Source organism: Hyphomicrobium sp. (assembly GCF_009026145.1).
Classification (GTDB): Bacteria; Pseudomonadota; Alphaproteobacteria; order Rhizobiales; family Hyphomicrobiaceae; genus Hyphomicrobium_A.
Map to the genome: position 1 here is coordinate 60,335 of NZ_WBUE01000001.1, position 24,936 is coordinate 85,270.

At 65.6% G+C, this 24,936-nt stretch carries 27 protein-coding genes and 1 tRNA gene; 11 read left to right on the top strand and 17 right to left on the bottom strand.

Features of this window, described 5'->3' with window-relative positions; all coding sequences use genetic code 11:
• Positions 1-62: 62 nt before the first annotated feature.
• From F9K20_RS00290 to bioB, 5 genes are read right to left on the bottom strand one after another with little or no spacing between them, the layout of a single operon-like run.
• The gene (locus F9K20_RS00290; protein WP_290996805.1) at positions 63-1,052 is read right to left on the bottom strand and encodes a beta-ketoacyl-ACP synthase III; all 990 of its coding nucleotides are present in this window, start codon (positions 1,050-1,052) and stop codon (positions 63-65) included.
• Positions 1,049-2,326: an adenosylmethionine--8-amino-7-oxononanoate transaminase gene (locus F9K20_RS00295; RefSeq protein ID WP_290996807.1), complete on the bottom strand. Its 1,278-nt coding sequence runs from the start codon at positions 2,324-2,326 to the stop codon at positions 1,049-1,051. The genes F9K20_RS00290 and F9K20_RS00295 overlap by 4 nt, the downstream gene beginning before the upstream one ends.
• Positions 2,323-2,973 (bottom strand): dethiobiotin synthase, encoded by a 651-nt coding sequence (gene bioD, locus F9K20_RS00300; protein WP_290996808.1) that lies wholly within the window; start codon positions 2,971-2,973, stop codon positions 2,323-2,325. The genes F9K20_RS00295 and bioD overlap by 4 nt, the downstream gene beginning before the upstream one ends.
• The gene (locus F9K20_RS00305; protein ID WP_290997117.1) at positions 2,970-4,103 is read right to left on the bottom strand and encodes an 8-amino-7-oxononanoate synthase; all 1,134 of its coding nucleotides are present in this window, start codon (positions 4,101-4,103) and stop codon (positions 2,970-2,972) included. Before F9K20_RS00305 ends, bioD begins: the two co-directional genes overlap by 4 nt.
• Entirely contained in the window at positions 4,087-5,121 is a 1,035-nt protein-coding gene (gene bioB, locus F9K20_RS00310; protein ID WP_290997118.1) for a biotin synthase BioB, read from the bottom strand. Before bioB ends, F9K20_RS00305 begins: the two co-directional genes overlap by 17 nt.
• 545 nt (positions 5,122-5,666) lie before the next feature.
• Here bioB and F9K20_RS00315 point away from each other — a divergent pair.
• Positions 5,667-6,389, top strand: a complete 723-nt coding sequence (locus F9K20_RS00315; RefSeq protein ID WP_290996810.1) for a GntR family transcriptional regulator — start codon at positions 5,667-5,669, stop codon at positions 6,387-6,389.
• Between the two features lie 37 nt (positions 6,390-6,426).
• Here F9K20_RS00315 and F9K20_RS00320 read toward each other — a convergent pair whose 3' ends face one another.
• A complete protein-coding gene (locus F9K20_RS00320; protein WP_290996812.1) occupies positions 6,427-8,238 on the bottom strand; it encodes an alkaline phosphatase in 1,812 nt (603 codons plus the stop codon).
• Positions 8,239-8,547: 309 nt separating this feature from the next.
• On the opposite strand from F9K20_RS00320, the gene F9K20_RS00325 reads away from it, so the two are divergent.
• Positions 8,548-8,802 (top strand): hypothetical protein, encoded by a 255-nt coding sequence (locus tag F9K20_RS00325; protein WP_290996813.1) that lies wholly within the window; start codon positions 8,548-8,550, stop codon positions 8,800-8,802.
• A 12-nt stretch (positions 8,803-8,814) separates the two neighbouring features.
• Here F9K20_RS00325 and F9K20_RS00330 read toward each other — a convergent pair whose 3' ends face one another.
• From F9K20_RS00330 to F9K20_RS00345, 4 genes are all read right to left on the bottom strand, one after another.
• Positions 8,815-9,237, bottom strand: a complete 423-nt coding sequence (locus F9K20_RS00330) for a DUF1178 family protein (RefSeq protein ID WP_290996814.1) — start codon at positions 9,235-9,237, stop codon at positions 8,815-8,817.
• On the bottom strand, positions 9,234-10,103 hold the full coding sequence (locus F9K20_RS00335) for a carbon-nitrogen hydrolase family protein (protein ID WP_290996815.1): 870 nt from the start codon (positions 10,101-10,103) through the stop codon (positions 9,234-9,236). Before F9K20_RS00335 ends, F9K20_RS00330 begins: the two co-directional genes overlap by 4 nt.
• A gap of 48 nt (positions 10,104-10,151) precedes the next feature.
• Positions 10,152-10,409, bottom strand: coding sequence for a glutaredoxin 3 (gene grxC, locus F9K20_RS00340; RefSeq protein ID WP_290996816.1), 258 nt, complete (start codon positions 10,407-10,409; stop codon positions 10,152-10,154).
• Between the two features lie 127 nt (positions 10,410-10,536).
• Entirely contained in the window at positions 10,537-11,307 is a 771-nt protein-coding gene (locus F9K20_RS00345) for a ComF family protein (RefSeq protein WP_290996818.1), read from the bottom strand.
• Between F9K20_RS00345 and F9K20_RS00350 the strand changes: the two genes are divergently transcribed.
• Complete coding sequence (locus F9K20_RS00350) at positions 11,306-12,304, top strand: methyltransferase domain-containing protein (protein WP_290996819.1); 999 nt, start codon at positions 11,306-11,308, stop codon at positions 12,302-12,304. The two genes, F9K20_RS00345 and F9K20_RS00350, sit on opposite strands and share 2 nt — an antisense overlap.
• 4 nt (positions 12,305-12,308) lie before the next feature.
• Here the strand turns inward: F9K20_RS00350 and mutT are convergent, their stop codons facing one another.
• The 4 genes from mutT to F9K20_RS00370 all read right to left on the bottom strand — a co-directional run bounded on the left by mutT (position 12,309) and on the right by F9K20_RS00370 (position 15,859).
• Complete coding sequence (gene mutT / locus F9K20_RS00355; RefSeq protein WP_290996820.1) at positions 12,309-12,716, bottom strand: 8-oxo-dGTP diphosphatase MutT; 408 nt, start codon at positions 12,714-12,716, stop codon at positions 12,309-12,311.
• A gap of 53 nt (positions 12,717-12,769) precedes the next feature.
• On the bottom strand, positions 12,770-13,273 hold the full coding sequence (gene hutX / locus F9K20_RS00360) for a heme utilization cystosolic carrier protein HutX (protein WP_290996821.1): 504 nt from the start codon (positions 13,271-13,273) through the stop codon (positions 12,770-12,772).
• 11 nt (positions 13,274-13,284) lie between these two features.
• Positions 13,285-13,629, bottom strand: a complete 345-nt coding sequence (locus F9K20_RS00365; RefSeq protein WP_290996822.1) for an antibiotic biosynthesis monooxygenase — start codon at positions 13,627-13,629, stop codon at positions 13,285-13,287.
• A gap of 151 nt (positions 13,630-13,780) precedes the next feature.
• The gene (locus F9K20_RS00370) at positions 13,781-15,859 is read right to left on the bottom strand and encodes a TonB-dependent receptor (protein ID WP_290996823.1); all 2,079 of its coding nucleotides are present in this window, start codon (positions 15,857-15,859) and stop codon (positions 13,781-13,783) included.
• 496 nt (positions 15,860-16,355) lie between these two features.
• Here F9K20_RS00370 and hemP point away from each other — a divergent pair, with 496 nt between their 5' ends.
• From hemP to F9K20_RS00390, 4 genes are read left to right on the top strand one after another with little or no spacing between them, the layout of a single operon-like run.
• The gene (gene hemP, locus F9K20_RS00375) at positions 16,356-16,547 is read left to right on the top strand and encodes a hemin uptake protein HemP (protein ID WP_290996824.1); all 192 of its coding nucleotides are present in this window, start codon (positions 16,356-16,358) and stop codon (positions 16,545-16,547) included.
• A 6-nt stretch (positions 16,548-16,553) separates the two neighbouring features.
• Positions 16,554-17,492, top strand: a complete 939-nt coding sequence (locus F9K20_RS00380; protein WP_290996825.1) for a hemin ABC transporter substrate-binding protein — start codon at positions 16,554-16,556, stop codon at positions 17,490-17,492.
• Entirely contained in the window at positions 17,489-18,580 is a 1,092-nt protein-coding gene (locus tag F9K20_RS00385) for an iron ABC transporter permease (RefSeq protein WP_290996826.1), read from the top strand. The genes F9K20_RS00380 and F9K20_RS00385 overlap by 4 nt, the downstream gene beginning before the upstream one ends.
• A gap of 4 nt (positions 18,581-18,584) precedes the next feature.
• On the top strand, positions 18,585-19,385 hold the full coding sequence (locus F9K20_RS00390; protein ID WP_290996827.1) for a heme ABC transporter ATP-binding protein: 801 nt from the start codon (positions 18,585-18,587) through the stop codon (positions 19,383-19,385).
• Positions 19,386-19,428: 43 nt separating this feature from the next.
• On the opposite strand, the gene F9K20_RS00395 is transcribed toward F9K20_RS00390, so the two are convergent.
• The gene (locus F9K20_RS00395) at positions 19,429-20,181 is read right to left on the bottom strand and encodes a glutathione binding-like protein (RefSeq protein WP_290997119.1); all 753 of its coding nucleotides are present in this window, start codon (positions 20,179-20,181) and stop codon (positions 19,429-19,431) included.
• 189 nt (positions 20,182-20,370) lie between these two features.
• Between F9K20_RS00395 and F9K20_RS00400 the strand changes: the two genes are divergently transcribed.
• From F9K20_RS00400 to F9K20_RS00410, 3 genes are all read left to right on the top strand, one after another.
• The gene (locus tag F9K20_RS00400) at positions 20,371-20,589 is read left to right on the top strand and encodes a hypothetical protein (RefSeq protein ID WP_290996828.1); all 219 of its coding nucleotides are present in this window, start codon (positions 20,371-20,373) and stop codon (positions 20,587-20,589) included.
• 181 nt (positions 20,590-20,770) lie between these two features.
• Complete coding sequence (locus tag F9K20_RS00405; RefSeq protein ID WP_290996829.1) at positions 20,771-20,986, top strand: hypothetical protein; 216 nt, start codon at positions 20,771-20,773, stop codon at positions 20,984-20,986.
• 106 nt (positions 20,987-21,092) lie between these two features.
• The gene (locus F9K20_RS00410; RefSeq protein WP_290996830.1) at positions 21,093-21,323 is read left to right on the top strand and encodes a hypothetical protein; all 231 of its coding nucleotides are present in this window, start codon (positions 21,093-21,095) and stop codon (positions 21,321-21,323) included.
• 84 nt (positions 21,324-21,407) lie between these two features.
• Here F9K20_RS00410 and F9K20_RS00415 read toward each other — a convergent pair whose 3' ends face one another.
• Together F9K20_RS00415 and F9K20_RS00420 are read right to left on the bottom strand one after the other, a co-directional pair.
• Positions 21,408-22,745 carry an ammonium transporter gene (locus tag F9K20_RS00415; RefSeq protein WP_290996831.1) on the bottom strand — a complete coding sequence of 446 codons (1,338 nt, stop codon included), beginning with the start codon at positions 22,743-22,745 and terminating at the stop codon, positions 21,408-21,410.
• Between the two features lie 207 nt (positions 22,746-22,952).
• A tRNA-Arg gene (locus F9K20_RS00420) sits at positions 22,953-23,029 on the bottom strand.
• A gap of 356 nt (positions 23,030-23,385) precedes the next feature.
• On the opposite strand from F9K20_RS00420, the gene F9K20_RS00425 reads away from it, so the two are divergent.
• A complete protein-coding gene (locus F9K20_RS00425) occupies positions 23,386-24,927 on the top strand; it encodes a hypothetical protein (protein ID WP_290996832.1) in 1,542 nt (513 codons plus the stop codon).
• Positions 24,928-24,936: the final 9 nt, after the last annotated feature.

The following is a 24,936-nucleotide window of genomic DNA, read 5'->3' on the forward strand; positions in this document are numbered from 1 at the left end:
CAGAAGCATCGGCCGCATGAACTGAAGCTGAACCTTACCGCGACACGTAGGACGCGCGGTGCTCAGAGGCCATAGACGACGGCTCCCCCGGTGAGGCCAGCACCGGCCGCACACATCAGCAGCCGCTTACCGCTCGTGATGCGGCCTTGGCCTGCCGCTAGAGACAGCGAGAGGGGAATGGTCGCCGCCGAGCTGTTGCCGTACGCCGCAACCGTCGAAACGACCTTCTCGGGTGGCATGCCGAGCTGCTGAGCAACCGCCGCGATGATGCGCCCATTGGCCTGGTGCGGGATGAAACAGTCGATATCGGAGACGCCTAGACGCGCCCGGGCGAGTGCGGCGCGCGATGATGCCACCATCATGTCCACGGCCCGCGAGAACACGGCTTGCCCATCGGCGATGGTCATCTGCGTATCCTCGACGGGGACGTCGGGTCCGAACGGCTGGCGACTGCCGCCAGCGGCAATTTTGATGAGGTCGTAGCCGCCACCATCGGCGGAGAGCTTGGCGCCGAGCACGCCCATGCCAGGATCCGAGCCAGGGGCCAGCACCACCGCGCCGGCGGCGTCGGCAAACAGGATGCAGCTCCCCCGCTCGGCCGGATTAATGCGTCGTGACAAGATGTTGGCGGCTACGACCAGCACCGGAACAGCGTGCGTGCGCACGAATCCGTCGGCCAGCGTCAGGGCATAGAGGAAGCCAGCGCAGGCCCCGGCGAGGTCGATGCCCCCCGAGTTGCGCAGGCCGAGGCGATGGGCGAGCAGTGGCGCCGAGGGGGGAAGGAGGTGGTCGGGCGTGCTGGTCGCCAGCACGGTAAGGGCGATGTCGCCGCGCTCGATGCCCGAACTCGCCAGAGCCATTTCGGCAGCCGGCGCAGCAATGTCCGTCAGCGCCTGATCGGCGGCGGCGTAGCGGCGCTCCTCGATGCCGGTGCGCCGCACGATCCAGCCCGGTTCGAGGCCGAGACGCTGCTCGATCTCGGCGTTGGCGACCCGCCGCTCGGGTACGTAGTGGCCGCAGCCGATGATGGTCGATCCGACAGCACTGCTCATGGCGCCTCCCGTGCCAGCGCATCGGGCGCCGCGGCGATGGCGGAATAAACGAGGTCGAGCTCGGCGGGCGTGATGCAATAGGGCGGCATGACATAGATGGTATTGCCGAGCGGGCGCAGCAGCACCCCGCGGTCGATGAACAACTGCATGAGGCGCGGGCCGACCGAGGCGAGGTAACCCGTCTCCGGGACCTCGAGATCGAGCGCCGCGATGGCGCCGAGCTGCCGCACGTTGGCGAAGCGGGCATCGGCGCGGAATGGCGCCAGCCGCTCGGTGTGCGCCGCAGCCAGCATAGCAATCCGCTCCGCGACCGGCTCGCTCCACCAGACCTCGAGGTTGGCGACGGCGGCGGCGCAGGCGATGGGATTGGCCGTGTAGGAGCTGGAGTGAAAGAAGGTCTTGGCGCGGTCGGTAGAACGGTGCGCCTCGAAGATCGGGGACGTGCAGAGGGTAGCGGCCAGCGGCAGCGAGCCGCCGGTGATCCCCTTGGCGAGACATAGAATATCCGGGGAGACCCCCGCCTTATCGCAAGCAAATAGCTTGCCCGTGCGGCCCCAGCCCGTCATCACCTCGTCGGCGATGAGGAGGGCGCCATGCGCTGCAGCGACCCGCTTGAGCTCGCGCAGCACACTCGTTTCGTAGATCAGCATGCCGCCAGCGCCGAGGATCAGCGGCTCGAGGATCAGCGCCGCGACCGGCGCGGCGGCGCACGCAGCGTCGAAGGCATCGATGGTCGCCTGCTCGCGTCCGGCGGCCGGGAAGGGGATGCGCACCACATCGAACAGCAGCGGCTCATAGGCGGCGCTGAATACGCCGCGCGCGCCGACCGACATGCCGCCAACGGTATCGCCGTGATAGCCATGCTCGAGGGCGACAATACGTTGGCGCTGCTCACCGATGTTGCGCCAGTATCCCAGCGCCATCTTCAGCGCCACTTCCACCGAGGTCGAGCCGCTATCGGAAAAGAAGACGTGTGCAAGGCCGGCCGGCGCGACGTCGATCAGACCGCGCGCCAGCGTCTCGGCCGGCTCGTGCGTGAAACCCGCAAAGATCACCTGGTCGAGCCGGCGCGCCTGGTCTTCGATCGCCCGCACGATACGCGGGTGGCAATGCCCATGCGTGACGACCCACCAGGAAGCGATGCCATCGAGGATGCGGCGGCCATCGGACATCACCAACCAGGCGCCCTCCGCCGACGCGATAGGAAGCATCTCCGGCTGCAGGCCATGCTGAGTGAAGGGATGCCAGACCGGGCTGCCGGTGCCCGTCGTCATGTCGGCACCGGAAGGAGAATGTCGGCGGCGCGGAAGTTGGCGGCGAACGCCGAGCGCAGCGAGTCGGCATCGAGGCGATCCAGATGCGGCAGCCGCCCGAGCCGGCGCACGCCACCCATTTCGGCAATCGTGCGCTCGGAATCGGCGTTCTCCTCGCCAACAAAAGCAATGCCGAGGAGCGGAATCTGCCGCCGCTTCAGCGCCTCGATGGATAGAAGGCTGTGGTTGATGGTGCCGAGGCGCGTCGATGCGGCGAGCACCACCGGCAGCCTCCAGCGTTCGAACAGCTCGATCTGCAGGACCTGGCGCGTGAGCGGCACCAGGAGCCCCCCGGCCCCCTCGATGATGAGCGGTGCGCCGCCAGGCACGGCTGGCAAGCGGGTCAGACGCTCGACATCGATCGCAATGCCGTCGCGCTCGGCGGCCAGGTGCGGAGAGGCCGCCGTCGTCAGCCGGTAAACTTCGGGCAGGATGCGATCGCTGGAAACGCCCGCCAGTCGGCGCACGACCTCGGCGTCGGTCTCGCCGGCAAGACCTGCCTGCACAGGCTTCCAGTAGCAACCGCCGAACGCTGCGACGAGACCGGCGGCGAGCACGGTCTTGCCCACATCAGTATCGGTGCCGGTGACGACAACAGCCGCGCTCATGTGTCGAGCCTTTTCATCTCCTCGGCGAGCACCGTCGCCATCGCTGCCACTTGCGCCTGATCGACGTTGAGCGTCAGAGACAGGCGCACACGCGCCGTGCCTTCCGGCACCGTCGGCGGACGCACCGCGCGGATGTCGAAGCCCCTTTCCTGCATGACAGCGGCCAGCCGCGTCGCCCGCTCGTCGGAACCGACGATGACGGGCTGGACGTGCGAGCCCGAGGCCTGCAACCCGCAGCTCTCCGCCAGCTGGCTGGCGGCGAAAGCGACGAGCGCCCGCAGCCTGTCGCGCCGCGCCGCGTCGAAGCGGCAGATGAGCAGAGCTGCGCGCACCACCGCCGCCACGAGCGGAGATGGCGCCGTCGCGTAGATGAATGGACGCGAGCGGTTGACGAGGTAGTCGCACAATACCTGCGGGCCGGTGAGCAGCGCACCCATGGCGCCGAGGGCCTTGCCGCAGGTATGCAGGGCAATGATGTTGGCGCGGCCTTCCAGATGCGCACCGAGGCCGCGACCCAATGGGCCGAGCACGCCGGTCGCGTGCGCCTCGTCGATGGCCAGCACCCCATCATGCCGGCTGGCAATAGCGGCGAGGTCGTCGAGCGGAGCGCGGTCGCCGTCCATGCTGTAGAGGCTTTCGACTGCAATCCACGGCGTGCCAGTCCCGCCAGCCGCACGCCAATCGGCTATGACGTCCTCGAAGGCCTGCGCATCGTTGTGCCGCGCCTCGGCGCGCTCGGCTTTGCCCATGCGCATGCCGTCGTGCACCGATGCGTGGATCAGCGCGTCATGCACGACGAGGTCGCCGCGCTGCGGCAGCGTCGAGAACAATGCAAGGTTGGCGATGAAGCCGCCACCGAAGAACAGCGCGCTCTCGGCCCCGAAGAAGGCCGCGGCTTCCGATTCCAGCGCCTCGTGCTCACGATGATTTCCACGCAACAGCCGCGAGCCGCCGGAGCCGATGGGCACCCCGCGCTCGATCGCAGCGCGGGCGGCATCCTTCAATTCCCGCGAGGAGGCGAGGCCGAGATAATCGTTGGAGGTGAAATCGATACCCGAGAAGGCGGTCAGCGCCCGGCGGCGGCCGCGTCGCGCCAAGGCCTCGAGGGCGCGCTCATGGCTCTTGTACATCATCCTGCTCGCCCGAGCCGGTCGCGAGCTCGAGCGGCCTCAGGCCGAGCTTATCGAAAAGGATGGCGTCGCTGTCTTCGCCCGGGTTATCGGCGGTCAGCAGCGTGTCGCCGACGAAGATCGAGTTGGCACCGGCGAAGAAGCACAGCGCCTGCGTTTCGTCGCTCATCTGCGTGCGCCCGGCGGAGAGCCGCACATACGAGGCCGGCATGAGAATGCGGGCGAGCGCGATGGTGCGCACGAAGGCGATACCATCGATCTTCTCGGCGTCGGCGAGCGGCGTTCCGGGAATGGCGATCAGCATGTTGATCGGCACGCTCTCGGGATGCTGGGGAAGATTGGCCAGCGTGACGAGCATGTCGACCCGGTCCTCGGGCTCCTCACCCATGCCGACGATGCCGCCGGCGCACACCTTGATGCCCGCTTCGCGCACGCGCGCCAGCGTCTGCAAACGGTCGGCGAAGGTGCGGGTGGTGATGACCTTGCCGTAGTAGCGCTCGGAGGTATCGATGTTGTGGTTGTAGTAGTCGAGGCCGGCGTCTTTCAGTTTGCCGACGTCGTCGTCCGATAGCATGCCGAGCGTCATGCATGTCTCCAACCCTAGCGCCTTGACGCCCTCGACCATGGCGCAAAGCACACCCATGTCCCGCCCCTTGGGCGAGCGCCAGGCCGCGCCCATGCAATAGCGGGTGGCGCCGGCGTCCTTGGCCCTGCGCGCCTCGGCGAGCACACGCTCCACGGCCATTAGCTTGCTGGCGGTCAGCCCCGAGGAATGGTGTGCCGACTGGCTGCAGTAGCCGCAGTCCTCGGCGCAGCCGCCGGTCTTGATCGACAGCAGCCGGCTGCGTTGCACAGTATTGGGCTCGAAATAGCGCCGGTGAATGGAGTGCGCCCGAAACAGCAGATCGTTGAACGGCGCGTCGTAGAGGGCCTGGGCCTCCTCGCGGGACCAGTCATGGCGCACGGAGCGGTCGGCCGATTGGCCTGTGGCGCCCGACCGAGACGTCCGCAACTCCATCATATGCAAAGGCTCCCTCACTGTGCGGCCATCGCGGCCGGCAGCCCGATGTTTGCACCGGCGCGGGGCGGCGCCGCAAGGCCTAACGGCGCGCGTATGCTCGGCTGCGAAAATCGAAGCCCCGCCAGGAAGGGGAGGATCTCCCGGCGGGGCTGGCTGACCAAGGGCTTGCGGAGGGGGGCAACGCGTACCGTGGCCAGGTTAATCAGCTCGGCGCTTGCTAATAATTAGCCCGCTTCTTACGTAATTCGCCTGCGGCTCGACATGACCATCATGCGCGCCCATGCCGCAGATTGAAGTGAAGCTGTGAAATAAGCGTGGACAAAGGGGCGGCCCACTTCGCCCAATCGTGCTATAGTTAACCAGTATTATTGTGCTCTACTGCGGAGTATCGACATATTTGAAGAAAGTGGCGTGTGCGTCATATGCAGTGCAAAGCATTGCTAGTGGGCACAGGTCCGACTGGCACGCGGCGAGGTCGGGTCGAGGCGGCAAGTCCTGGTTTCTCGGCGTGAAGGTGAGGTCTCCAACCTTCGAGGGCTCCCATGACAGCGGTAGGACGATTTTCCACTCGCCCCCTCTATCTTCAGGTCAAAGACATGCTGATCCAGCGCATCGCGGCGGGTGCCTGGAAGCCGGGAGCAGCGATCCCCAACGAGATTGAGCTGTCGCGGGAGCTTGGCATCAGCGTCGGCACGGTCCGCAAGGCACTCGACGAGATGGAGAGCGAGCGGCTGATCTCCCGCCGCCAAGGACGCGGCACCTTTGTCATCGACCAGACCTCCAACGAGTACGCGGTTCGCTTCAGCAATATTCGTGACCCCGACGGGATCAGGATTGCCGGCGACACCGAGAGCTGCACCGTGGTGGCGGCAGCGGCGAACGAGACTGAGGCGCGTCGGCTGCAGCTACGCAGCGGCGAGCCGATCTTTCGCATTCATCGTGTGCGCACCCACAACGACGTGCCGTTGATGGTCGAGGAATCGACCGTTCCGCAGGCGCGCTTCCCAGGGCTGGCGCAGGAAGGCGACGTATCGCCGAGCATCGTCGTGCTCGCCCATCACTACGGCGTGCTGCTGGGGCGTGCCGAGGAGAGGATTGGGGTGGCGGCGGCGAAGGGCGAGGTCGCTAAATCGCTCAAGGTAGCGGAGGGCACCCCCCTGCTGACCCTCGACTGCGTGGTCTATGCCATCGACGGACGGCCGATCGAGTGGCGCCTGGCGCGCTGCCACCTGCGCGAGAACCACTACCTGGCCGAGATGAACTGACACGAGGCGGTCGCCGCAGGCCTCGGCGCCGAGAAGCTCACTCGCGACCGTCGCGCGGCACAACGCCTCGCAGTAAGCCCTCGACAAAGCCGGCGGCGGCTGGCGCATCGGCGCCAAGACCGAGCGCGCGTGCCATGGCGCGAAACACGAAGGTGTTATCGACACGCCCGCGGAATACGTCTGCCCCCGGACCGGATGCCGTCAGCACCACGTCGTCCGCTGCGTGCACCCCGTTGCGTGCCGTGAACGGCAGGTTGCCGATCTTTCTCGCCGCGCCAGGCTTGCAGTAAGCCTCGTTGGCGACCGCAGGCTGTCTCTCGCCCTCCGACGCGGCCGGTGCCGTCAGCTGATTCTCACCCTCCATATATGGCTTGCCCGGGTCGCAATAGTCCGGGTACGCGGCGAACACCATGGCGAGCCGCCGCGTGACGTCGACCTTCCCCGGAAAGCCCTCGGCGTCCGGCGGCGGATAGTTGGGGAACCCGGCGGCTGCATACGTCTGCAGCCGATCGCGCAATTGCTCGCCCTTGGCGTCGTCATAGGTGCCGATGATCGACACGGGATGGGCGTGGTCGGGTACCACGACGATCAGCGTGTCGTTGCGTTTTGCCGCGAATTCCTTGGCCAATCTGACGACATTGTCGAACATGATCGTATCGTAGGTGGCGCGCTCCCAATCGAGCGAGTGACTATATTTGTCGATGCGGCCGGCCTCGACCATCAGCAGGAAGCCGTGCTCCGCGCGCGCCAGAACTTCCAGCGCCGCACGCATCTCGTCGGTGAGGTCGGGCTGATCGGCGAACTTTCCGACCGTGCCCTTCTTGAGAAGCTTGCGGTCGAGCGCGCCGTCGATGTTCTTGTCGTTGAAAAGCCCGAGCAGCTTCGTCGTTTCGGGCCTGGCTGCCGCAGCAGCGAGCTGCATGGCCGTATCGACGAACGTGTATCCCGCCTCCTCGAACTTGCTGATGTAGTTCTGATTGTCCTCCCGCTTGGCACGCGGTTCGCCCTTGGGGAGAAAGTGCGGCGTGCCGCCGCCCAAGATCACCTCCGGCTGCACCGCGTAGAACATGCTCACGATATTGTTGTAGTCGGTGCGCCGCCGCGTATGCGCCACCATGCCGGCGGGCGTAGCATCCTCGATCTCCGTGTCGGTCACGATGCCGACCGCCATGCCCAGCCGCCGCTTGGCGAGCTCGGCGATGGTCTCGACCTTGGGATGCCCGAGCATGCCGCTGTTCTGCGCACAGTAGATGCCGAGGGCATTGACGCACGACTTGTGCCCGGTCGTGTACGCCGTCATGGCGTTGGCGCTGTCGGTGACGATCGAATCCGTGCCGGCGGTGGAGACGAGCGCCATATGGGGCATGTCGTCCATGGCGAGATCGCCGCCGTACGTGCCTTGCGCGATACCCTTCGACAGCATGCGCGCGGCAGTGCGGTGCGCCAGCGATAAGCCGTCGCCGACGAGCAGGATGACGTTCCGTGCCAGACGCCCCTCGGGGGTGCTGTAGGCGTCCCACACCACGCTGGCGAGTGCCCCGCCGGCGCGAGCTTCGACCGTGAGGCTGCCGGGCCGCGAAAGATGCGCACCGCGAATCCAGTAGGCCGTGCGTTCGACCCCGTCCTCGCGCTCGATGATCTGGGGTGCCTTGCCGAGCACCTTGGCGGCGTCCTCACCGTTGATCGTCACCTTGATGTCGGCAGCAGGTGGCGCGCCGGGGAACTCGACCTTCAAGTCGAACGTGGCACCGGTGAGGATCTGCGCCCGGTCGATGGGATAGATCGTCTGGCCGACAGCGGCAGTCGCTAGAGCGCTCAGCGCCAACACGGCGCGAATGATCGACGGCATGCAGCTCGCCTGTCCTAAAAAGTCTGTGCAGGCGATGGCCTTAGCGTCGGGTCGTGAAGTGCATGTGACAGCATGCACCCGCGGCCTGCACCGGCCATGGCAAAAAGTCCGTTAAGAGGGAAGACGGCCGAGTGGACCGTGGAGTATTCGAGTAGCATTTTGCTAACGAATAGTACCGGCAATTATTGAAATTGTGCTTGTTTCATCTCAACTCTTGCACATCGCGCCAACGGGGATTGGGCGCGACGTTCGAACTGCAGAAGCAGGCGTTGAGCCAGGGATCCGTTGCTGATGTGCGTGGGGGCTACGATGAAAGAGGCACAGAATCGTCAGTTGTTCGGGCTTCTAACGAAGAATCCAATACTTAAGACAAAGGGCTACTCGCTCGCCTACGATCGGAATGGCGGCATCGTCATCGATCGCGCTGGCCATGTGCACGGCATCTGGAACCACGACTCTCGCAACTATACATGGGTCTCGCCGGGCAGCAGCGAGCCCAAATTCCGAACAGAAGACGTGAAATCTGCTGTTCTCTATACTGTCGTAGTCTTGGCGCAGGACTGAGATCGCCGAAAACTAGTTGGCGTCTTCGGGCAGGCGGGGCAGGGCCATGATCTCGACGCCCTCCTCGACCAGCGCGCGCGCCTCGTCCGGCGAGGCGGTGCCGCGAATAGCGCGCTGCTCCACCTCGCGGTAGTGGATTTTGCGCGCCTCTTCCGGGAAGCGGGCGCCGACGTCCTCAGACCCCGAGACCAGCACCCGTCTCACCTCGCGAACGAGGTTGCGGTAGCGCGCCGGCGCTTCGTCGTCGGGGATGGCGACTTCGCCGCGCGCGCGCAGGGCCACGTTGGGCGCCATGATCGACTTGCCGACCTCGCGGCTGTTGCACTCCGGACAGGTGATATGGCCGCCTGCCGCCTGCGCGTCATACGACGCGCTCGAGGCGAACCAAGCCTCGAACTCGTGGGCATGTGCGCATTGCAGGCGGTACCTGATCACGACGCGACCTCATCTGGCAGCGTATCAACGGCATATACCACGTCGAACGGCCGATCGTGCCGTAGGGACGGGACCTGGCGACGAACATCCTCCAGGCGTTGCAATTCAACATCGGCGAAGGTGACTGCAGGCTGAACGCCGCCCTCGGCCAGAACTTCGCCCCAGGGCGAGATGACGAGGCTATGGCCGAAGGTTTCACGGCCGATCTCGTGGCGGCCGCCCTGGGCGGCGGCGAACACGTAGCACTGGCATTCGATGGCCCGGGCGCGCAGCAGCGTATGCCAATGCGCGGTGCCGGTCGGCTTGGTAAACGCCGCCGGCACGGCCAGGAACTGTGCCCCGGCCTTGGCCAGCGCCCGATGCAGGTGCGGAAAGCGCAGGTCATAGCAGATCGTCATGCCGAGCTGGCCCCACGGCAACGTGGCCACGACCGCCTCGCGGCCCGGCTGATAGTTGGCGCTTTCCCGGTAGGTCTCCCCGCCGGGAAGGTCGACGTCGAACATATGAATCTTGTCGTAGCGCGCGGTGATGCGCCCCTCGGGCGAAATGAGCAGCGAGCGGTTGACGGGCTTGCCCCCTTCGCCGAGCAGGGCCAGCGAGCCGACGTGCAGCCACAGGCCAAGCTCGCGGGCCAGGAAGCGGAACTGCGTCACCCCCGGATCGTCAGCTTCCAGCCGCAGCGCCGGCAGCAGCCGCTCCCGCTCGAGCTCGAGGATGTTGGTCATCTCCGGCGTCTGCACGTACTGGGCCCCACCGCGTGCCGCCGCGCGGATCAGCTCGCTTGCCGCGTCGATGTTGCGCGCGACGCTGCGCCCGGCGCACATTTGCACCAGGCCGACGCGAAACGACTTTGGTGCGTCCGCCATTCTGGATGCCACCTCTCTGAACAGCCTGGCGCGTCGGGCGTGGCCGGCCTACGCGGCAAGCAGAAGATCGAGCTTGCCTTCGCGGTCAAGGGCGTAGAGGTCGTCGCAGCCGCCGACGTGGCGGTCGCCGATCCATATCTGCGGCACGGTGTGCCGGCCACCCGCCTTGGCGCTCATTTGGGCGCGCAGCTCTCGCTGGCTGACGTCGATCTCCTCGAAGGTGGTGATGCCCTTCTTGCGCAGCAGCTCTTTGGCCATGTGGCAGTAAGGGCAAAATCGCGTGGTGTAGACCGTAATCTTGGGCATGGATGTAAGGAACGTCCCCTTTCCCGCGTCCCGCCTCAGCCGCGGCGGCGCAACGTCATAACTTAATGCCTCCTGAGGGCGGAGCAAAGTGTAGCGACGGCGCAGCGGGCCTTATTCACCGCGGTTTTCAAGGCGACAGGAAGGCGGCGTCGGTAACCAAAGCCAGCGCCAGCACGTCGACGCGAGCGGCGCCGGCACGCTTGAGGACGCGCGCACAGGCCCGGGCCGTCGCGCCGGTGGTAATCACATCGTCGACGAGCACCACCTTGGCGCTGGCAAGCTCCTGGCGCTTGCCGTCGGCGATGGCAAAAGCGCCAGCGACGTTGTCGCGCCGCTGCGCGCGGCTGAGCCCTACCTGGGGTCGCGTGCGTCGCCTACGCAGCAGGGCCAATGGCTCATAACGCCGACGGCTGAGCTGGGCCACCTCTTGGGCCAGGATGGCCGACTGATTGAAGCGACGGCCCGCGAGGCGGGTGCGGGTCAGCGGCACCGGCACGACGATATCGGCATCGGCGAGAAGCTCACCGCCGGCATCCACCAGCCACTGCCCGAACAGACGCCGCCCGTCGTGGCGGTCGCGGAATTTCAGATCGTGCACCAATTCGCGCATGACGCCGTCGAAGCGGGCGACGGCACGCGCGCGATCGTAATCCGGCGGATCGGCGGCGGCTGCGGCAGAGATCATCGGGCCGCCGATATCGAAGGGAAGCGGGATGCCGAGGCAGTCGCACAACGGGGCACGGATGAAGTCGATCTCCGCCCAGCAGCGGGCGCAGATGGCGCTGTGCGCGGCCAGTGGCCGATGGCAGGCAAGGCACAGCGGCGGCATGATGAGGTCCGCCGCCGCGACAGCGGCCGCTCGCATGAGCCCGGCGGTGTATTTCCCCCACGGAAGCATGTCACTCGATCAGCTGGCCAAGAGCCGCCTGAACGAGCATGTTAGCGCGCTCCTACGGCCGCCGCGAGCATACACCCTGCAGGAAGACCTCGGCTTGTCTGCGACGCCCGACCCCCTCCGCATTTTCGACCGCGCCCTGCTGGCACGGCGGCGTCGTCGCGTTGCCGCCACGGCGGTGGAGCACGACTTCCTCTTGGCGCGCGTCGCCGACGAGCTCGCCGAGCGGCTGGAGATCATCAAGCGCCGCTTTCCGCTGGCGGCCAATGTCGGCGCCCACCACGGACTCCTCTCGCGCCGCATCCGCGGCTTGGCGGGCGTCGAACGCATCATCGACGTCGATGGCACGGCAAGGCTTCTCAGCGATGCGGGGGATATGCGTGTCGTCGCCGACGAGGAGGCCCTCCCCTTCGCCGATGCCTCGCTCGATCTCGTCGTCTCGGCGCTGGCGTTGCAGCTCGTCAACGACCTACCCGGCGCGCTGGTGCAGATCCGCCGCGCCCTGAAGCCCGACGGGCTGCTGCTGGCCTCGCTGCTCGGCGGCGCGACGCTCCAGGAGCTGCGCGCGGCGTGGATCGCAGCTGAATCCGAGATCAGCGGCGGGGCCTCCCCGCGCGTTGCCCCGTTCGCCGATGTGCGCGACTTGGGCGCGCTCCTGCAGCGCGCCGGCTTTGCGCTGCCGGTGGTCGATTCAGAGACGGTGACGGTAACCTACGCCAACCCGCTCGACCTAATGCGGGAGGTCAAGGCGATGGGTGCCAGCAACATACTCGCCGCCCGACGGCGACAGCCGGTGACGCGGCGGCTACTCATGCGCGCCGCCGAGATCTACGCCGAGCGCTTCGCCGGCAAGGGAGGGCGCGTGCCGGCGACCTTCGAAATCCTGACCCTCACCGCCTGGGCGCCGGACCCCAGCCAGCCGAAACCGCTGCGGCCCGGATCGGCGCAGGCGCGACTCGCCGACGCGCTCGGCGTGAGCGAACGGAAGCTCAAGCAGTAGCGGATCAGCCGAGCAGGTCGCGCAGCGGCGCGATCAGCGGCGCATCGGCCGGCGGCATCGGATAGTCCTTCAGGCGCTTGACGCGCACCCAGGCCAGCTCCTGCGCTTCGCGCGGCGTGATCACCCCGTCCCACTGGCGGCACAGGTAGAGTGGCATGAGCAGGTGAAAGCCTTCATAGGTGTGGCTGGCGAAAGTCAGCGGGTGCAGGCACGTCGGGCACACGTCGATGCCCAGCTCCTCGTGGAGCTCGCGCCGCAGAGCCGCTTCCGGCGTCTCGCCCGCCTCGACCTTGCCGCCGGGGAACTCCCACAGGCCCGCCATCGACCGCCCCGGCGGGCGGCGCGTGATGAGGACGCGGTTGTCGACGTCGACGAGCGCCGCGGCAGCGACGAGCAGTATGGGCTGGCTCATGGCCAGCCCATAGCCGAGGTTGGCGCCGCTGGGTAGAGCCCCAGTGGCGAAACTCAGGCGTAACGTGACCGTAGCGCCTCGAACCTCGCCACCTGGTCAGGCAACAGCTCGCGCGCCTCGTCGCGCCCTACGAAGATCTTGAACATAGCGTCGCCCGCCGCGTTGAAGAACTGCACCGACATCGAAATGCGCTTGGCGCCGCGCGCCACGAAGGCGATCGACTTGCAGTTGTCGGCCTTGAGGTGGCCGCCGATCGGGCTTTCGCCGTGGATGTTGAAGTAGCCGTGCGCGAAGCTTCCCGGCGGCAGCCTGCCGGTGCACTCCAAGACGATGTCGGCGTTGTGAATCAGAAACAGGATCTCGCCCCAGGTGGTGATGTCCTGCATGATGTCGGCGAACGCCTCGCCCGGTGCAATTGTCCCCTGTTCGGAGGGAAGACTGCGCACCACCTCGAAGGTGCTGACGCCGTACTCGCGCGCGATCTGCTCGAGCAGCTCTCCGGGGCTGGCGGCGACGCGCGCCGCCAGCGACGGGCGATCTTCGACGGTTGAGCTCATGTCGACCGCACCTATTCCGCCGCGACGGGACGCGCAGAGCCGTCGGCCTTCTGCTCCTGCAGCACCGTGAAGCCCTCGAAGTCGGGATGGCCGAGATAGAGCGGCTTGTTGCCGCCGGCGCGTGCGTGCGCTTTGCGGAACTGCTCCGACTTGGTCCACGCCTCGAAGTCGGCATGCGAGCGCCACATCGTGTGCGAGGAGTAGAGCACGTGGTCCTCGCGCTCCGGGCCCTTCAAAAGATGAAACACGATGAAGCCCGGGACCTCATTCAAGTGCGAATCGCGCGTGAGCCAAATTTGCTCGAAATCGTGCTCCGAGCCCTTTAGCACCTTGAAGCGATTCATGGCGATGAACATGCTGCTTTCCTTCGCTGTCTGCGACCGCACGCCGGCTGGCGGGGTCAAATGAGCATCGGCGGATGCTGCCATCCGCCGACGCCGGTTTCCATTAACGCGCCGCCGCCCGTGCGGCCACCTGACCACCCGCCGCCCCTCTTGTTGCGCGCGCTCAAAACTGCGCCCGGGTCGTGAGCAGGAACGTGCGGCCGCGCCCCGTCTCCAAGCCGGCGGGATTGCCCGTCGGCACGGTACTCAATGCCGGCGTATAGGCACGGTCAAACAGGTTGGTCACCGTCAAACCGAGGTCAAGGCCCTCGTATGCCTCATAGGTCGAGAAGAAGTCGGCGAGGCTATAGGATTCCTCGAAATTGCCGCCGCCGATGTCGGTCTGCGAGACGAATGTTCCACGCATGCCGATAACGAGCTTCTCGTCGAGGAAGCGCAGGCCGCCGGTGATCGAGAAGACATGGTCGGGTAGATAGCTCTCGGCGCCGAGACCATTTTCCTGCTGTGGCAGCTCGCTATGCGTATACGTGTAAGCCGCGTGTGCAAAGGCATAGCCGACGTCATACTCACCCTCGACCTCGACACCCTGCAAATCGGTCGTACCGAAATTGTTGCAGAAGTATGCATAGTCACGTTGAGAGAACGGCGGCGTAAATGTACTTACGATGCATGCGGTGATGTAATTCTCCACCTTCTGCGTGTAGTAGTCAGCCTTGATCCGCACCTTGTCTTTAGGTGCGAAGACGCCGTCTTGCTTCAAGTTGAAGCCGAATTCCCAGCCTTTCTGGCTCTCCGGCACCAGGAACGGGTTGGGCACGAACTCCAGCACGTAATAAGGCGGGAAATATGGGTGCGTCGCCGTCATAAGCGTTTCGCTGACGGTCGGCGCGCGCATCGACTGCGAGTATGTCACATAGGGCTGCAGCCAGGGCGTAACCTGTGCCGCGAGGGTCACCTTCGGATCCCAACTCGATTCGCTGTTGTCGATGCTATAGGCGCCCGCTGGTAGCCCAAAGGGATTGCCGCTGGTCAGGGCCGTCTCGCCCTCGAGATTGAACTTCTGATAACGCAAACCGCCGATCAGATCCCAGATCCCATACGAGAAGGTGGTCTGCGTAAAGCCGCTGGCAAGGTCGGACCTGCCCATTGGATTGACGCCGCCGTTAGAGGTGTCGACATCGTCGCTGAAATACTCGAAGCCGTAGTTCGAGGTCACGACGACGGAGCCCAGCAGGAAGCGCGAGGTGTTCGATGCATCGACGCCGACTCCTCGGTCCTCGATCACACGCCCTTCCCCGTTCTCGATGCTCGGCGGCGCGCCGGTGTAGTACGAGCCGTATTTCATCTCAATATTGCTCAACGACACGTTCGCGCGGAAGTCGACAAGCGGATTATCCGCCGGCCGCAGCACGTAGCTGGCCTTGTAGATGTCGGAGGTCAACGTCTGATCGTAGGAGTTGGCGACGAAGTCATTGTTGTATCGCATCGCCTGGATCGAAAGCCGCTCGTCCGACGCCAGATCGAAGTGTGCCTTGAACAAGCCGGACCACAGATCCTCGCCAGTGAAGGGTACCGTCTGCCCATCACCGTTCTCATAGTTTGATTCATCGTGGTGGCTGACGGCGCCAATGATGCTAACGTTGCCGCTGCGCATCGCGGCAGCTCCCATCTCGGCCCAACCGAGGCCGTTGCTGCCCCAGCTAAGCGTCGTAAGGCCACCGCTATCGGCACCGGGTTTCAAGACGTCCTGCACATCTATAGTGCGGAAGTTCGCAGTGCCGGCGAGCGCGCCGGCACCACCCACCGTCGAGACGGCACCGCGCTGGATCTCGATGCCGGCGAGAAGCTGTGGATCGACATATGCAAAGCCGCCTGCCTCATGGCCGGTGAAGCGAAAATTCTGGCGCACGCCGTCGACCATCATGTTGACGCGCCCCTGTCCCTCGAAGCCCCGGATGTTGACGGCAATTCCGGGGTTGCTCGTGCTCTCGCGCGTGAACGTGCCAGGCATGCTACGCACGACGCTGTCGAGCCGAGCCTGCCCAAAGGCTTCGATTTCGCCCGAGCCGACCACGCTGATACCGGCGGGGACCGTGTAGGGCACATCGGACGGCTCCACGGCCTCAACCTTGGCAGGGGTCGGGCTGGCCACGGGGGTTGCCGCCGGAGCAGGCGCGGCAGCCGGTGCCTTTTTCGCCGCTGCCTTCTTCTTGGCAGCCGGCTTGGTGCTTTCGACCGTCAAGGGGGGCAGTTGGGTATCTTGTGCGAGGGCCTCGTTCGCTGCGGCTACCGCGACCGCCGAAACGCCGAGAAGAAGCAGTGCCCTAGCAATCGGTCCCTGGCCTGATGCGCCGGGAGTAAGGGGACGCTCAGGCTTTCCGTTGCTGCTCTTCCTTCGATCGTGACGCTCGGGCTCCGGAGCTCGGAACTCGAGCCCGGCGCGCGGACTTACGCATACGCAAACGCTACGCACAAACATAACTCAACCACCCCCCAATTGGTACTCAAGGGCTGGCTGGCTCACGCACGACACGCGTACTTGGCGGGCTTGCCTTACACGTCGCCTCGACAGGAGGCAGACGCAGATCAACCCGGCGTCACCGGGCTTGTGCAAGGTAGGCTTTTATGACTATTAAAGTCAACAATGTGATTGCGCGCGCCGCTGTCGCAAACGCCGCAGTCTGACGCCGACAGCGCCGCACATTCGATGCCAGCATAAGAAGAATGGAGCGCAGGTCATGACGACCGCCGCCGAAGAACGTCATCACGCCAACCCGCCTGCCGAAACCGCCGCCGACACGCACGACAGGAGGGTGCGCGTGCTCGTATCCGATATCCTGCAAGGGGGGCGCGAAGCCATCCTCGAGCACGATGGACAAGACTATCGGCTGCGCATCACGGCCAACGGCAAGCTCATCCTGACCAAGTGAGGACCGATGAATCTTCAACGAGTAATGCGCTCCTGCGCAATCTGCCTCTTGTTTGCAGCTTCCACAGCCGTTTGCGCCGGCAGCGCCCGCGCCGAGCAGACGATCGTAGATGCCAGCGGCCGGAAGGTGCAGATCGCCGACACCTCGCGCATCCTGTCCATCGGCGGCGACGTCACCGAGATCCTCTATGCGCTCAAAGCCGACGACAAGATCATCGCCATCGACTCGACCAGCCAGTTCCCCGGCGACGCCCTGACGAAGAAGGCGAACGTCGGCTACTTGCGCGCACTGTCGGCCGAGGGCGTGCTGTCGACCAACCCGACGCTGATCATTGCCGCCAGTGACGCCGGGCCACCGCCGGTCGTCGCCGTGCTCAAGGCATCGTCGATCCCCTACGTCGAGGTGCCGGACGACAAGACGCCCGCAGGCGTCGCGGCCAAGATCCGCTTCATCGCCTCCGTGATCGGCGCCGATGCCGCCGGCGATGCCCTGGCCAAGGATGTCGAGCGCGATTTCTCGCTGCTCGCCGAGCAGCGCGCCAAGATCGCCAAGCCGAAGCGGGCGCTGTTCGTACTCAGCGTGCAGAACGGCCGCGCGACGATCGGAGGGGCGGGCACGAGCGCCGATGCAATGATCAAGCTCGCCGGCGCCCAGAACGCTGCTGCCGGGGCGCAGGGCTACAAGCCGATGGCCGATGAAGCAGGCGTCGAGCTGGCACCCGACGCCATCGTCACCATGCAGCATAGCCGGTCCGGGCCGCCGTCCGACCACATCGCGACGGTCAAGGCGCTGGCGGCCAGCCCGGCGCTGCAGAACCAGCGCGTCATCGAGATGAACGGCCTCTATTTGCTCGGCTTCGGACCACGCTGCGCGCGCGCCGCGCGCGAGCTGATGACCGCCCTCTATCCGGAGCTGGCGCACAGGCGCGCGAGCAACGGCAAATGACCAGCGAGGTGCTTCCGCTTCCGGCACGGCGCATCGGCAGTGCCCATCGCCTGCCACCGACTCAGGTCATTGTCGGCTTGGCGCTACTGCTCGGCCTGGCGGCGCTCGCCTCTCTGTCGCTTGGGCCAACCGGGATCACGCTGTCGTCCTTGCCGCGCGCGCTCGCCTCCGCATTCGGCACCCCGGTCGATAGCGCCGCCGCGCGCGAGCAGCTCGTGCTCATCGACATCCGACTTCCCCGCACGCTGCTCGGCATGTTCGTCGGCGCCAGCCTGGCGATTGCCGGTGCCATCATGCAGGGCCTGTTCCGCAATCCGCTTGCCGATCCGGGGCTCATCGGCGTGTCGTCGGGCGCTGCACTCGCAGCGGTGGCGACGATCGCGCTCGGCAACGGTATCGTCGCGCCGCTACTGGAGCCGATCGGCGTCTACGCGTTGCCGGTCGCCGCGTTCTTCGGCGGCATCATCACCACTGCTATACTCGTCGCGGTGGCCGGCCGCCACGGACAGCTCATGATCGGCACGCTGCTGCTCGCCGGCATAGCGCTCGGCGCACTGTCAGGCGCGCTGACCGGCCTCATCGCCTATGCGAGCGACGACCGCGAGCTGCGCGACCTGACGTTCTGGTCGATGGGCAGCCTCGGCGGGTCGAATTGGCCCAAGGTCTTTGCCGTGCTGCCGTTTGCATTGCTGGTAGCCGTCATGACGCCGTGGCTGATCCGCGGCCTCAACGGCTTTCTGCTCGGCGAGGCGGAAGCATTCCACCTCGGCATCAGCGTCGAGCGAACCAAGCGCGCCGCCATCGTGACCACGGCCGCCTCGGTCGGTGCCGCCGTGGCCGTGGCCGGCATCATCGGCTTCGTCGGGATTGTGGTTCCGCACGTCGTGCGGCTCCTGGCCGGCCCTGACCATCGCGTCGTCCTACCGGGAAGCGCGCTGCTCGGGGCGGTGCTGATGCTTGTCGCCGATATCGTCGCGCGGCTCATCGTGCGCCCCGCCGAGCTGCCGATCGGCATCGTCATGGCCGCGATCGGAACGCCTGTGTTCCTGCACCTGGTGTTGAAGCGCGGCATCGGCGGAATGGAGTGAGGCCATGCTGCAGGCGCGCGCCGCTACGTTTTGCGTCAACGGCAAAGCGTTGGTGTCCAACATCGACCTGTCGGTGCCGCCGGGGAAGCTCATCGCGCTGGTCGGCCCCAATGGCGCCGGCAAATCGACGCTGCTGCGGCTCCTCTCGGGAGAGCTGGCCGCGACGTCGGGCACCATCGAGCTGGACGGCCGCGCGTTGTCGAGCTATTCCGCCGCCCAACTTGCACGCCGGCGCGCTGTCGTTCCCCAGTCGACGGCGCTGTCTTTTCCCTTCACCGTGCGCGAGGTCGTCCTGCTGGGAGCCACGGTTCCGGGCTTCGTCACGCCTCCGGCGCATATCGAGCGTGCCGCTTCCGAATGCATCCGCACCGTCGGACTTGCGGCCTTCGAGCATCGCCTGTTCACGCATCTTTCGGGCGGCGAGCGGCAACGGGTGCATATTGCGCGCGCGCTGCTGCAACTCGCCATCGCCGAGCGTCCGAGCACCGAGCCGGCGATACTGCTGCTCGATGAGCCCACCGCCAGCCTCGATCTCGCCCACCAGGGAGTCGTGCTCGATGAGGCGCGGCGGCAGGCACGCGATGGCCGCGCGGTGCTGGCCATCCTGCACGATCTCAACCTCGCTGCCGTCTACGCCGACCAGCTCGTGCTGCTCAGCAAAGGGCGGCTGGCGGCCCAGGGATCGGCGCGCGAGGTATTCCGCGACGATCTTCTCTCACGTGTCTACGGCTGCGAGGTGCGCACCAACGTGACGCCGCCACAAGGCGGTCCGTTCGTGCTTCCACACACGCTGGCACGCCATTGACGCTGGTGACGCGTAAACGCGCCGCACGACCGAGTGCCGGTGACTACTTCACCTTCTCGGTGCGCGCGCCGCGCTTCGTACCCCTGGCTCGGGCCGCGGGCTCCGCTACGACTGACGCCGTCTGCCCGAAGAGGATCTTCTTCGCCTCCTCGGACATCCTCGCCTCCGCGTTGACCTTCTTCGCCAGCTCGTAGGCGCGGCGCACAGCAGGCCTTGCCGCGATCGCTGCGAACCAGCGCTTCAGATGCGGGAAATCGTCGAGGTTCTGGCGCTGCCGCTCGTAAGGGACAATCCACGGGTAGCAGGCCATGTCGGCGATCGAATACTCCCCGGCGACGAACTCGCGGTCGGCGAGGCGCCGGTTGAGCGCGCCGTAGAGCCGGTTCGTCTCCTTCACGTAGCGGTCCACGGCGTAGGGAATCTGCTCCGGCGCATACTGCACGAAGTGATGGTTCTGACCTGCCATGGGCCCCAGCCCCGCGACCTGCCAGAACAGCCACTGCATAACCTCGGCGCGGCCGCGCACGTCGAGGGGCAGGAAGCGCCCGGATTTCTCCGCGAGGTATTGGAGAATAGCGCCCGATTCAAAGACGCTGATCGGTGCACCGCCGTCAACCGGCGCGTTATCGACGATAGCCGGGATACGGTTGTTGGGCGCGTAGCGCAAGAATTCCGGATTGAACTGCTCGCCCTTGCCGATGTTCACCGGAATGAGGCGATAGAGCAGGGCGGTTTCCTCGAGGAAGATCGTGATCTTGTGCCCGTTGGGCGTGGTCCAATAGTAGAGGTCGATCATCGCCATCTCGAAGTGCTCGGGGTTCGCGGCAGCGCCCGCTTACTATCTATTGACTGCCGCCCCAGCTCGCGACTGGAGCAAAAGGTCTCAGCGTGCAGCGGCAACGCGAGCGTCTCACGCCGCCCTTGACGCCGGCGCCCCGACTCCCGACGATGCGCCCGCATAGAGCCGATCCGCGCGGAGCTTTGCATGCTGGTCGTTGAGAAAAATGGCCGGACGACCGTCGTCTCGGGATGGCGGGCATGGCTGCTGGCCTTTGGCGTGGTACTGGGGGCCGTCGCAACGCTCGTCATCCTTGGTTTTGTCTTTCTCGGCATCGCCCTCACCATCGGTGCGGTGCTGCTTGTCGCCGTGCCGGCCATAATTATCCTGGCAGTTTTCGGGTCGTTGTTCAGTCGCCGCCCCTAGCCCGTTGCCGGCGGCGTTGTCCATGTCGAACGCTCCCGTTTTTGGGGTTGCAGACGCGGTGTATGCTCGCCCCCTTCATAAGGGGATTGAGGCATGCAGCGCGTATTATTCATCTTGCTGTTTGCCACCTGTGCGGCGCTTTCCGCCCCCACGGCCGGGCGCCGAGGACTGCACCGGAAACGTGCTGTTCGACGAGCCTTTCCAGACGCTTGACGCCTCGTGGGGCCCGGCCAGTGACAACATCCCGGCCAGCGAGGGCAAGGCGACGCTCAAGCCCGGCATCAACAACTTCTATTGGGCGTGGAACACCGCTTTCAGCCTGCCAGAAGGCGAATTGTGTGCCGACGTCACCCAGGCGAGCGATACGGAGGATCCGAGACTTCGACCGCCGGCCTGATGTCTTGGGTGAAGGACAACGCCAACTTCTACATGCTTCTGATCGACCCCAGCGGCGAATACGGGGTGGGTAGATATCTCGATGGCAAGTGGGCGCCAAAAACCCGTTGCCGAGCACCGCATCCCCCGACCTGCGCACCGGCAACGGCGAGACGAACAGCTTGGCGGTGCGCTTCGCAGGATCGACGGTGACAATCGTCATCAACGGCAGCGAGCAGGCCAGTCTGCAGATGCAGGCGCCTGAAGGCGCGACCTGCGTCGCCATCTATGCACAGTCGGCGAAGGATTCCTCAGACACCTGGGAGTTCGCCAAGCTGCGCGTGAGCGACCTCAAATAGGATCGCAGGCTGCCCGAAAGAGTTCTGGCGCCGGACCCGCGGGGATCCGGCGCCAGCGAAGGCTGGGGAAGGGAACGTGCCAGCCTAATCGTGGAACTGCTCGCCGTGCAGCGCCAAGTCGAGCCCTTCCTGCTCTTGCTCCTTGGTCACGCGCAGGCCGATCGTGAACTTGATCAGCAACAGGACGATCAAGCTGACCACGCCGCACCAGGCGATGGTGACGCCAACGCCGTACAGCTGGGTGATGACCTGATCGGGATTGCCGTCGAGCAAGCCCTTCTTCCCAGCGCCACCGATGGACTCCATGGCGAACACGCCGGTGAGCAAGGCGCCGAGGATGCCGCCCATGCCGTGCACCCCCCACACGTCGAGAGCATCGTCGTAGCCGAACATGCGCTTGAAGCCGGTGACGCCCCAGTAGCAGATGATGCCGGCGGCAAGTCCGATGATCAGCGCGGCGTTGACCGAGACGAAGCCGCAGGCCGGGGTGATGGCGACGAGGCCGGCGACAGCGCCCGACACCGCACCGAGCAGGCTCGGCTTGCCCTTGAACAGCCACTCCGTCAGTGTCCACGACACCACCGCCGCGGCGGTTGCAAGGTGCGTGTTGATCATGGTGATGCCGGTGCCGACACCCGCACTCAGCACCGAGCCGACGTTGAAGCCGAACCAGCCGACCCATAGCAGCGAGCCGCCGATCATCGTCAACGCGAGGTTATGCGGCACCATTTCGGCGGTTCCGGCGCCAGTGCGCTTGCCGATGATGATGGCGGCGAGCAGACCGGCGACGGCCGAGTTGATGTGCACCACGGTGCCACCGGCGAAGTCGAGCACGCCGGCCGCCGAAAGGAAGCCGCCGGGACCCCAGACCATGTGGGCGACGGGCGCATAGACGAGCACCACCCACAGCGACACGAAGATCATCGCCGCCGAGAATTTCATGCGATCGGCCGGACCGCCGAGCGCAATAACCGGCGTGATGATGGCGAAGGTGAGCTGGAACATCACGAACACGAACTCGGGGATCGTGGGCGTGAGCGGACCAGGTGTGCCCGGCTCGATACCGGCGAGCATCACCTTCGAGAAGCCACCAAAGAACGGGTTGCCCTCGGTGAAGGCCAGCGTGTAGCCGACCGCGATCCAGATCACCGACAGGATGCCGGCGGCGAACACGCACTGCATGAGCACGGAGAGCGCGTTCTTCTTGCGCACCATGCCGGCGTAGAACAGCGCCAGGCCAGGAACGAGCATGGCCAGCACGAGCACCGACGAGGTCAGCATCCACGCCGTGTCGCCGGTGTCGATGGCCGGCGGTGGTGGTGCCGCGGCGGCGTCCTGAGCCAGCGCCGTGGCGCAGCCCGCTATTACGAGACCGACGCTGACCAGCGCGGCCTCGGCACATCTTCTTAGCCGAGATTGCATACATACCCCCGAGTTGATGAGACGGCCTCCCTGCGTTTCTTTTCCCGACAAGAAAGACCATTTCTGCGAGGGCAAGTTCTATGCCAGGGCTACAAGCCTGATTTCGCGGGATTTCAGGCTCAACAATCGGGCAGCGGCGCCCGATAACCCGGCATTTGCCTAAGCCACGGGCAGCTCGGATTGGGCAGCAATTGGGCGAGAGGGAAATGGTGACCCCGACAGGATTTGAACCTGTGACCCTCAGATTAGGAATCTGATGCTCTATCCAACTGAGCTACGGGGCCGAGGAGCGAGCATCGCTAGGTACTCCGCGCGCAGCGGCGAGGCAACGAGGTAAGTGCGGCGTGCCAGTGGCGACAAAAAAGTAAGCCCGGCCGAAGCCGGGCTTAAAGAGGAATTCGGATGCGCAGCTACAACGCCGTGGCAAGAAAATTACGTGCAGCCGGCAGTCCTGGTTCCGTCTAAACACGGTTAATGGCCGAAGTCTGTCACTCCCGCAAGCCAGCCGATGCAACTGTCAGCGGCGCTGCGCAAGAATCTTTCCCTAGCTTCCGCTTTGAAGCTCGCCATGCGTGTGGGGAGACGCTCAGCAAATCTATGGTTGCAAATTGGCAGGACTTCCGCCTATGCGGAATGGTTGATGCTGGGAGGTGCCATGCCGCGCGTGCGCATCGAGTGGGTGCCGGTGCAGATGTATGGCCTCGGACACCTCGGGTTCGACCATCTGCAGCTCGTCTTCGAGCCGGGCGAGGGTGGCGATAGCGCGCAAGACGACTGGTTCGTCATGGAGGGTGTGCGCGAGGCTACCAGCGATGGCACCTTCCTCGGCATCGAAGGCGCCGATGGCCGTACGACCCTCGCCGTCGCCAATCTCGCCGCGCGCGCCGACCTCACCAGCAAAATCGGCACGCCCGAGCATCGTGGCAGCCGCGCGCTGCCCTACGCGGGCGATGAGTTTCGCGCATGGGAGACGATGGCGAGCTACGCGCGCGACATCGAAGCGGAAGACTATCCCTACATCGCCCTCGGACTGCCCGGCTCGCCGACGCCGACCATCAACTCGTCCTCGGCGATCGCCTCCCTCGTCCACTACTCGGGACTCGACCCGACGCGGACGCTGCCCCACGGAATACATCTGTCACCGGGGACATCCACGCTACTCGGCACCAGCGGCGATGACCGGTTGCGCGTCGAGCACGGCTTTACGACGCTGGTGGGCGGACGCGGCGATGACTCGTTCGCCGGCAGCTCGAAACCGGGGCAGATCGAAAAGTTCTACGGCGGCGAAGGCGACGACATCTTCCGCTGGTCGCCGGGCTTCAACATCGTCCACGGCGGCCAGCCGCAGCTCCGCTACGCCGCCGACGGCACCGACGTCATAGACTATTCGGGCGCCGGGGAGGTGACCATCACCTTCAACCGGCACTGGGTTCCGCACAGGTCGCCGAGCTTCGTGGCGGAGTTCGAATCGGGGCTCGACCACCTCTACTCGATCGAACGCGTCCAGTGGAATGCCAAGAGTGACCGCATCGTGCTCGGCAAAGGAATCGACTTGCTCGAGGACGACATGGTGCTGCAGCCGAGCGCGCAATTGGATGGCGCCGGCGTGCACGCGGCCACCATCGTCGCCCACGACATGGCAACGATCGGCGATGTCTCCAGTGGGAATGGCGGCAACAACCGCATCGTCGGAACGTGCGTGGACGATGTGATCGATGCCAAGGCTGGCGACGACACGCTCTATGGCGGGGAAGGGAACGATGCGCTCCTTGGAGGCGTCGGTAGCGATGGATACGTCTACCTGCCGGGCGATGGCTATGACGTCATCGTCGACATCGCGAGCGATAGCGACGTCGATGAGCTGGTGCTGGGCGGCGGACTCGGTCCAGGCGACGTCGCAGTGCTCCGCACCGGCGATGGCGATTTGCTGCTTGCGGTCCCTGGCGGCTCCATCCTCGTCAGCGGCTTCTTCTTAGCGCCCGGTGTTGGGATTGAGCGGGTGGTGTTCGACAGCGCGCCAGCCGCCTGGACACGCGATGATCTCGAGCTGCGCGCTGTCGATGCGCCGCCTCCCATCCCGCCCGATAGCGAGGCCGCCCTAGTATCCCTTTGGCCCGCGGCTCTCGACATGGCGAGGGGGTCCGCGGAACCTTTCGAACCTTACGTGTTCGGCTTGTTCTGAGGGAGATTT

Coding starts and splice junctions, on each gene's coding strand:
- F9K20_RS00290 (WP_290996805.1), bottom strand. CDS start 1,052: ATGAGCAGTGCTGTCGGATCGACCATCATCGGCTGCGGCCACTACGTA.
- F9K20_RS00295 (WP_290996807.1), bottom strand. CDS start 2,326: ATGACGACGGGCACCGGCAGCCCGGTCTGGCATCCCTTCACTCAGCAT.
- bioD (WP_290996808.1), bottom strand. CDS start 2,973: ATGAGCGCGGCTGTTGTCGTCACCGGCACCGATACTGATGTGGGCAAG.
- F9K20_RS00305 (WP_290997117.1), bottom strand. CDS start 4,103: ATGTACAAGAGCCATGAGCGCGCCCTCGAGGCCTTGGCGCGACGCGGC.
- bioB (WP_290997118.1), bottom strand. CDS start 5,121: ATGGAGTTGCGGACGTCTCGGTCGGGCGCCACAGGCCAATCGGCCGAC.
- F9K20_RS00315 (WP_290996810.1), top strand. CDS start 5,667: ATGACAGCGGTAGGACGATTTTCCACTCGCCCCCTCTATCTTCAGGTC.
- F9K20_RS00320 (WP_290996812.1), bottom strand. CDS start 8,238: ATGCCGTCGATCATTCGCGCCGTGTTGGCGCTGAGCGCTCTAGCGACT.
- F9K20_RS00325 (WP_290996813.1), top strand. CDS start 8,548: ATGAAAGAGGCACAGAATCGTCAGTTGTTCGGGCTTCTAACGAAGAAT.
- F9K20_RS00335 (WP_290996815.1), bottom strand. CDS start 10,103: ATGGCGGACGCACCAAAGTCGTTTCGCGTCGGCCTGGTGCAAATGTGC.
- grxC (WP_290996816.1), bottom strand. CDS start 10,409: ATGCCCAAGATTACGGTCTACACCACGCGATTTTGCCCTTACTGCCAC.
- F9K20_RS00350 (WP_290996819.1), top strand. CDS start 11,306: ATGTCACTCGATCAGCTGGCCAAGAGCCGCCTGAACGAGCATGTTAGC.
- F9K20_RS00345 (WP_290996818.1), bottom strand. CDS start 11,307: ATGCTTCCGTGGGGGAAATACACCGCCGGGCTCATGCGAGCGGCCGCT.
- mutT (WP_290996820.1), bottom strand. CDS start 12,716: ATGAGCCAGCCCATACTGCTCGTCGCTGCCGCGGCGCTCGTCGACGTC.
- hutX (WP_290996821.1), bottom strand. CDS start 13,273: ATGAGCTCAACCGTCGAAGATCGCCCGTCGCTGGCGGCGCGCGTCGCC.
- F9K20_RS00365 (WP_290996822.1), bottom strand. CDS start 13,629: ATGTTCATCGCCATGAATCGCTTCAAGGTGCTAAAGGGCTCGGAGCAC.
- hemP (WP_290996824.1), top strand. CDS start 16,356: ATGACGACCGCCGCCGAAGAACGTCATCACGCCAACCCGCCTGCCGAA.
- F9K20_RS00380 (WP_290996825.1), top strand. CDS start 16,554: ATGAATCTTCAACGAGTAATGCGCTCCTGCGCAATCTGCCTCTTGTTT.
- F9K20_RS00385 (WP_290996826.1), top strand. CDS start 17,489: ATGACCAGCGAGGTGCTTCCGCTTCCGGCACGGCGCATCGGCAGTGCC.
- F9K20_RS00390 (WP_290996827.1), top strand. CDS start 18,585: ATGCTGCAGGCGCGCGCCGCTACGTTTTGCGTCAACGGCAAAGCGTTG.
- F9K20_RS00395 (WP_290997119.1), bottom strand. CDS start 20,181: ATGATCGACCTCTACTATTGGACCACGCCCAACGGGCACAAGATCACG.
- F9K20_RS00400 (WP_290996828.1), top strand. CDS start 20,371: ATGCTGGTCGTTGAGAAAAATGGCCGGACGACCGTCGTCTCGGGATGG.
- F9K20_RS00415 (WP_290996831.1), bottom strand. CDS start 22,745: ATGCAATCTCGGCTAAGAAGATGTGCCGAGGCCGCGCTGGTCAGCGTC.
- F9K20_RS00425 (WP_290996832.1), top strand. CDS start 23,386: ATGCTGGGAGGTGCCATGCCGCGCGTGCGCATCGAGTGGGTGCCGGTG.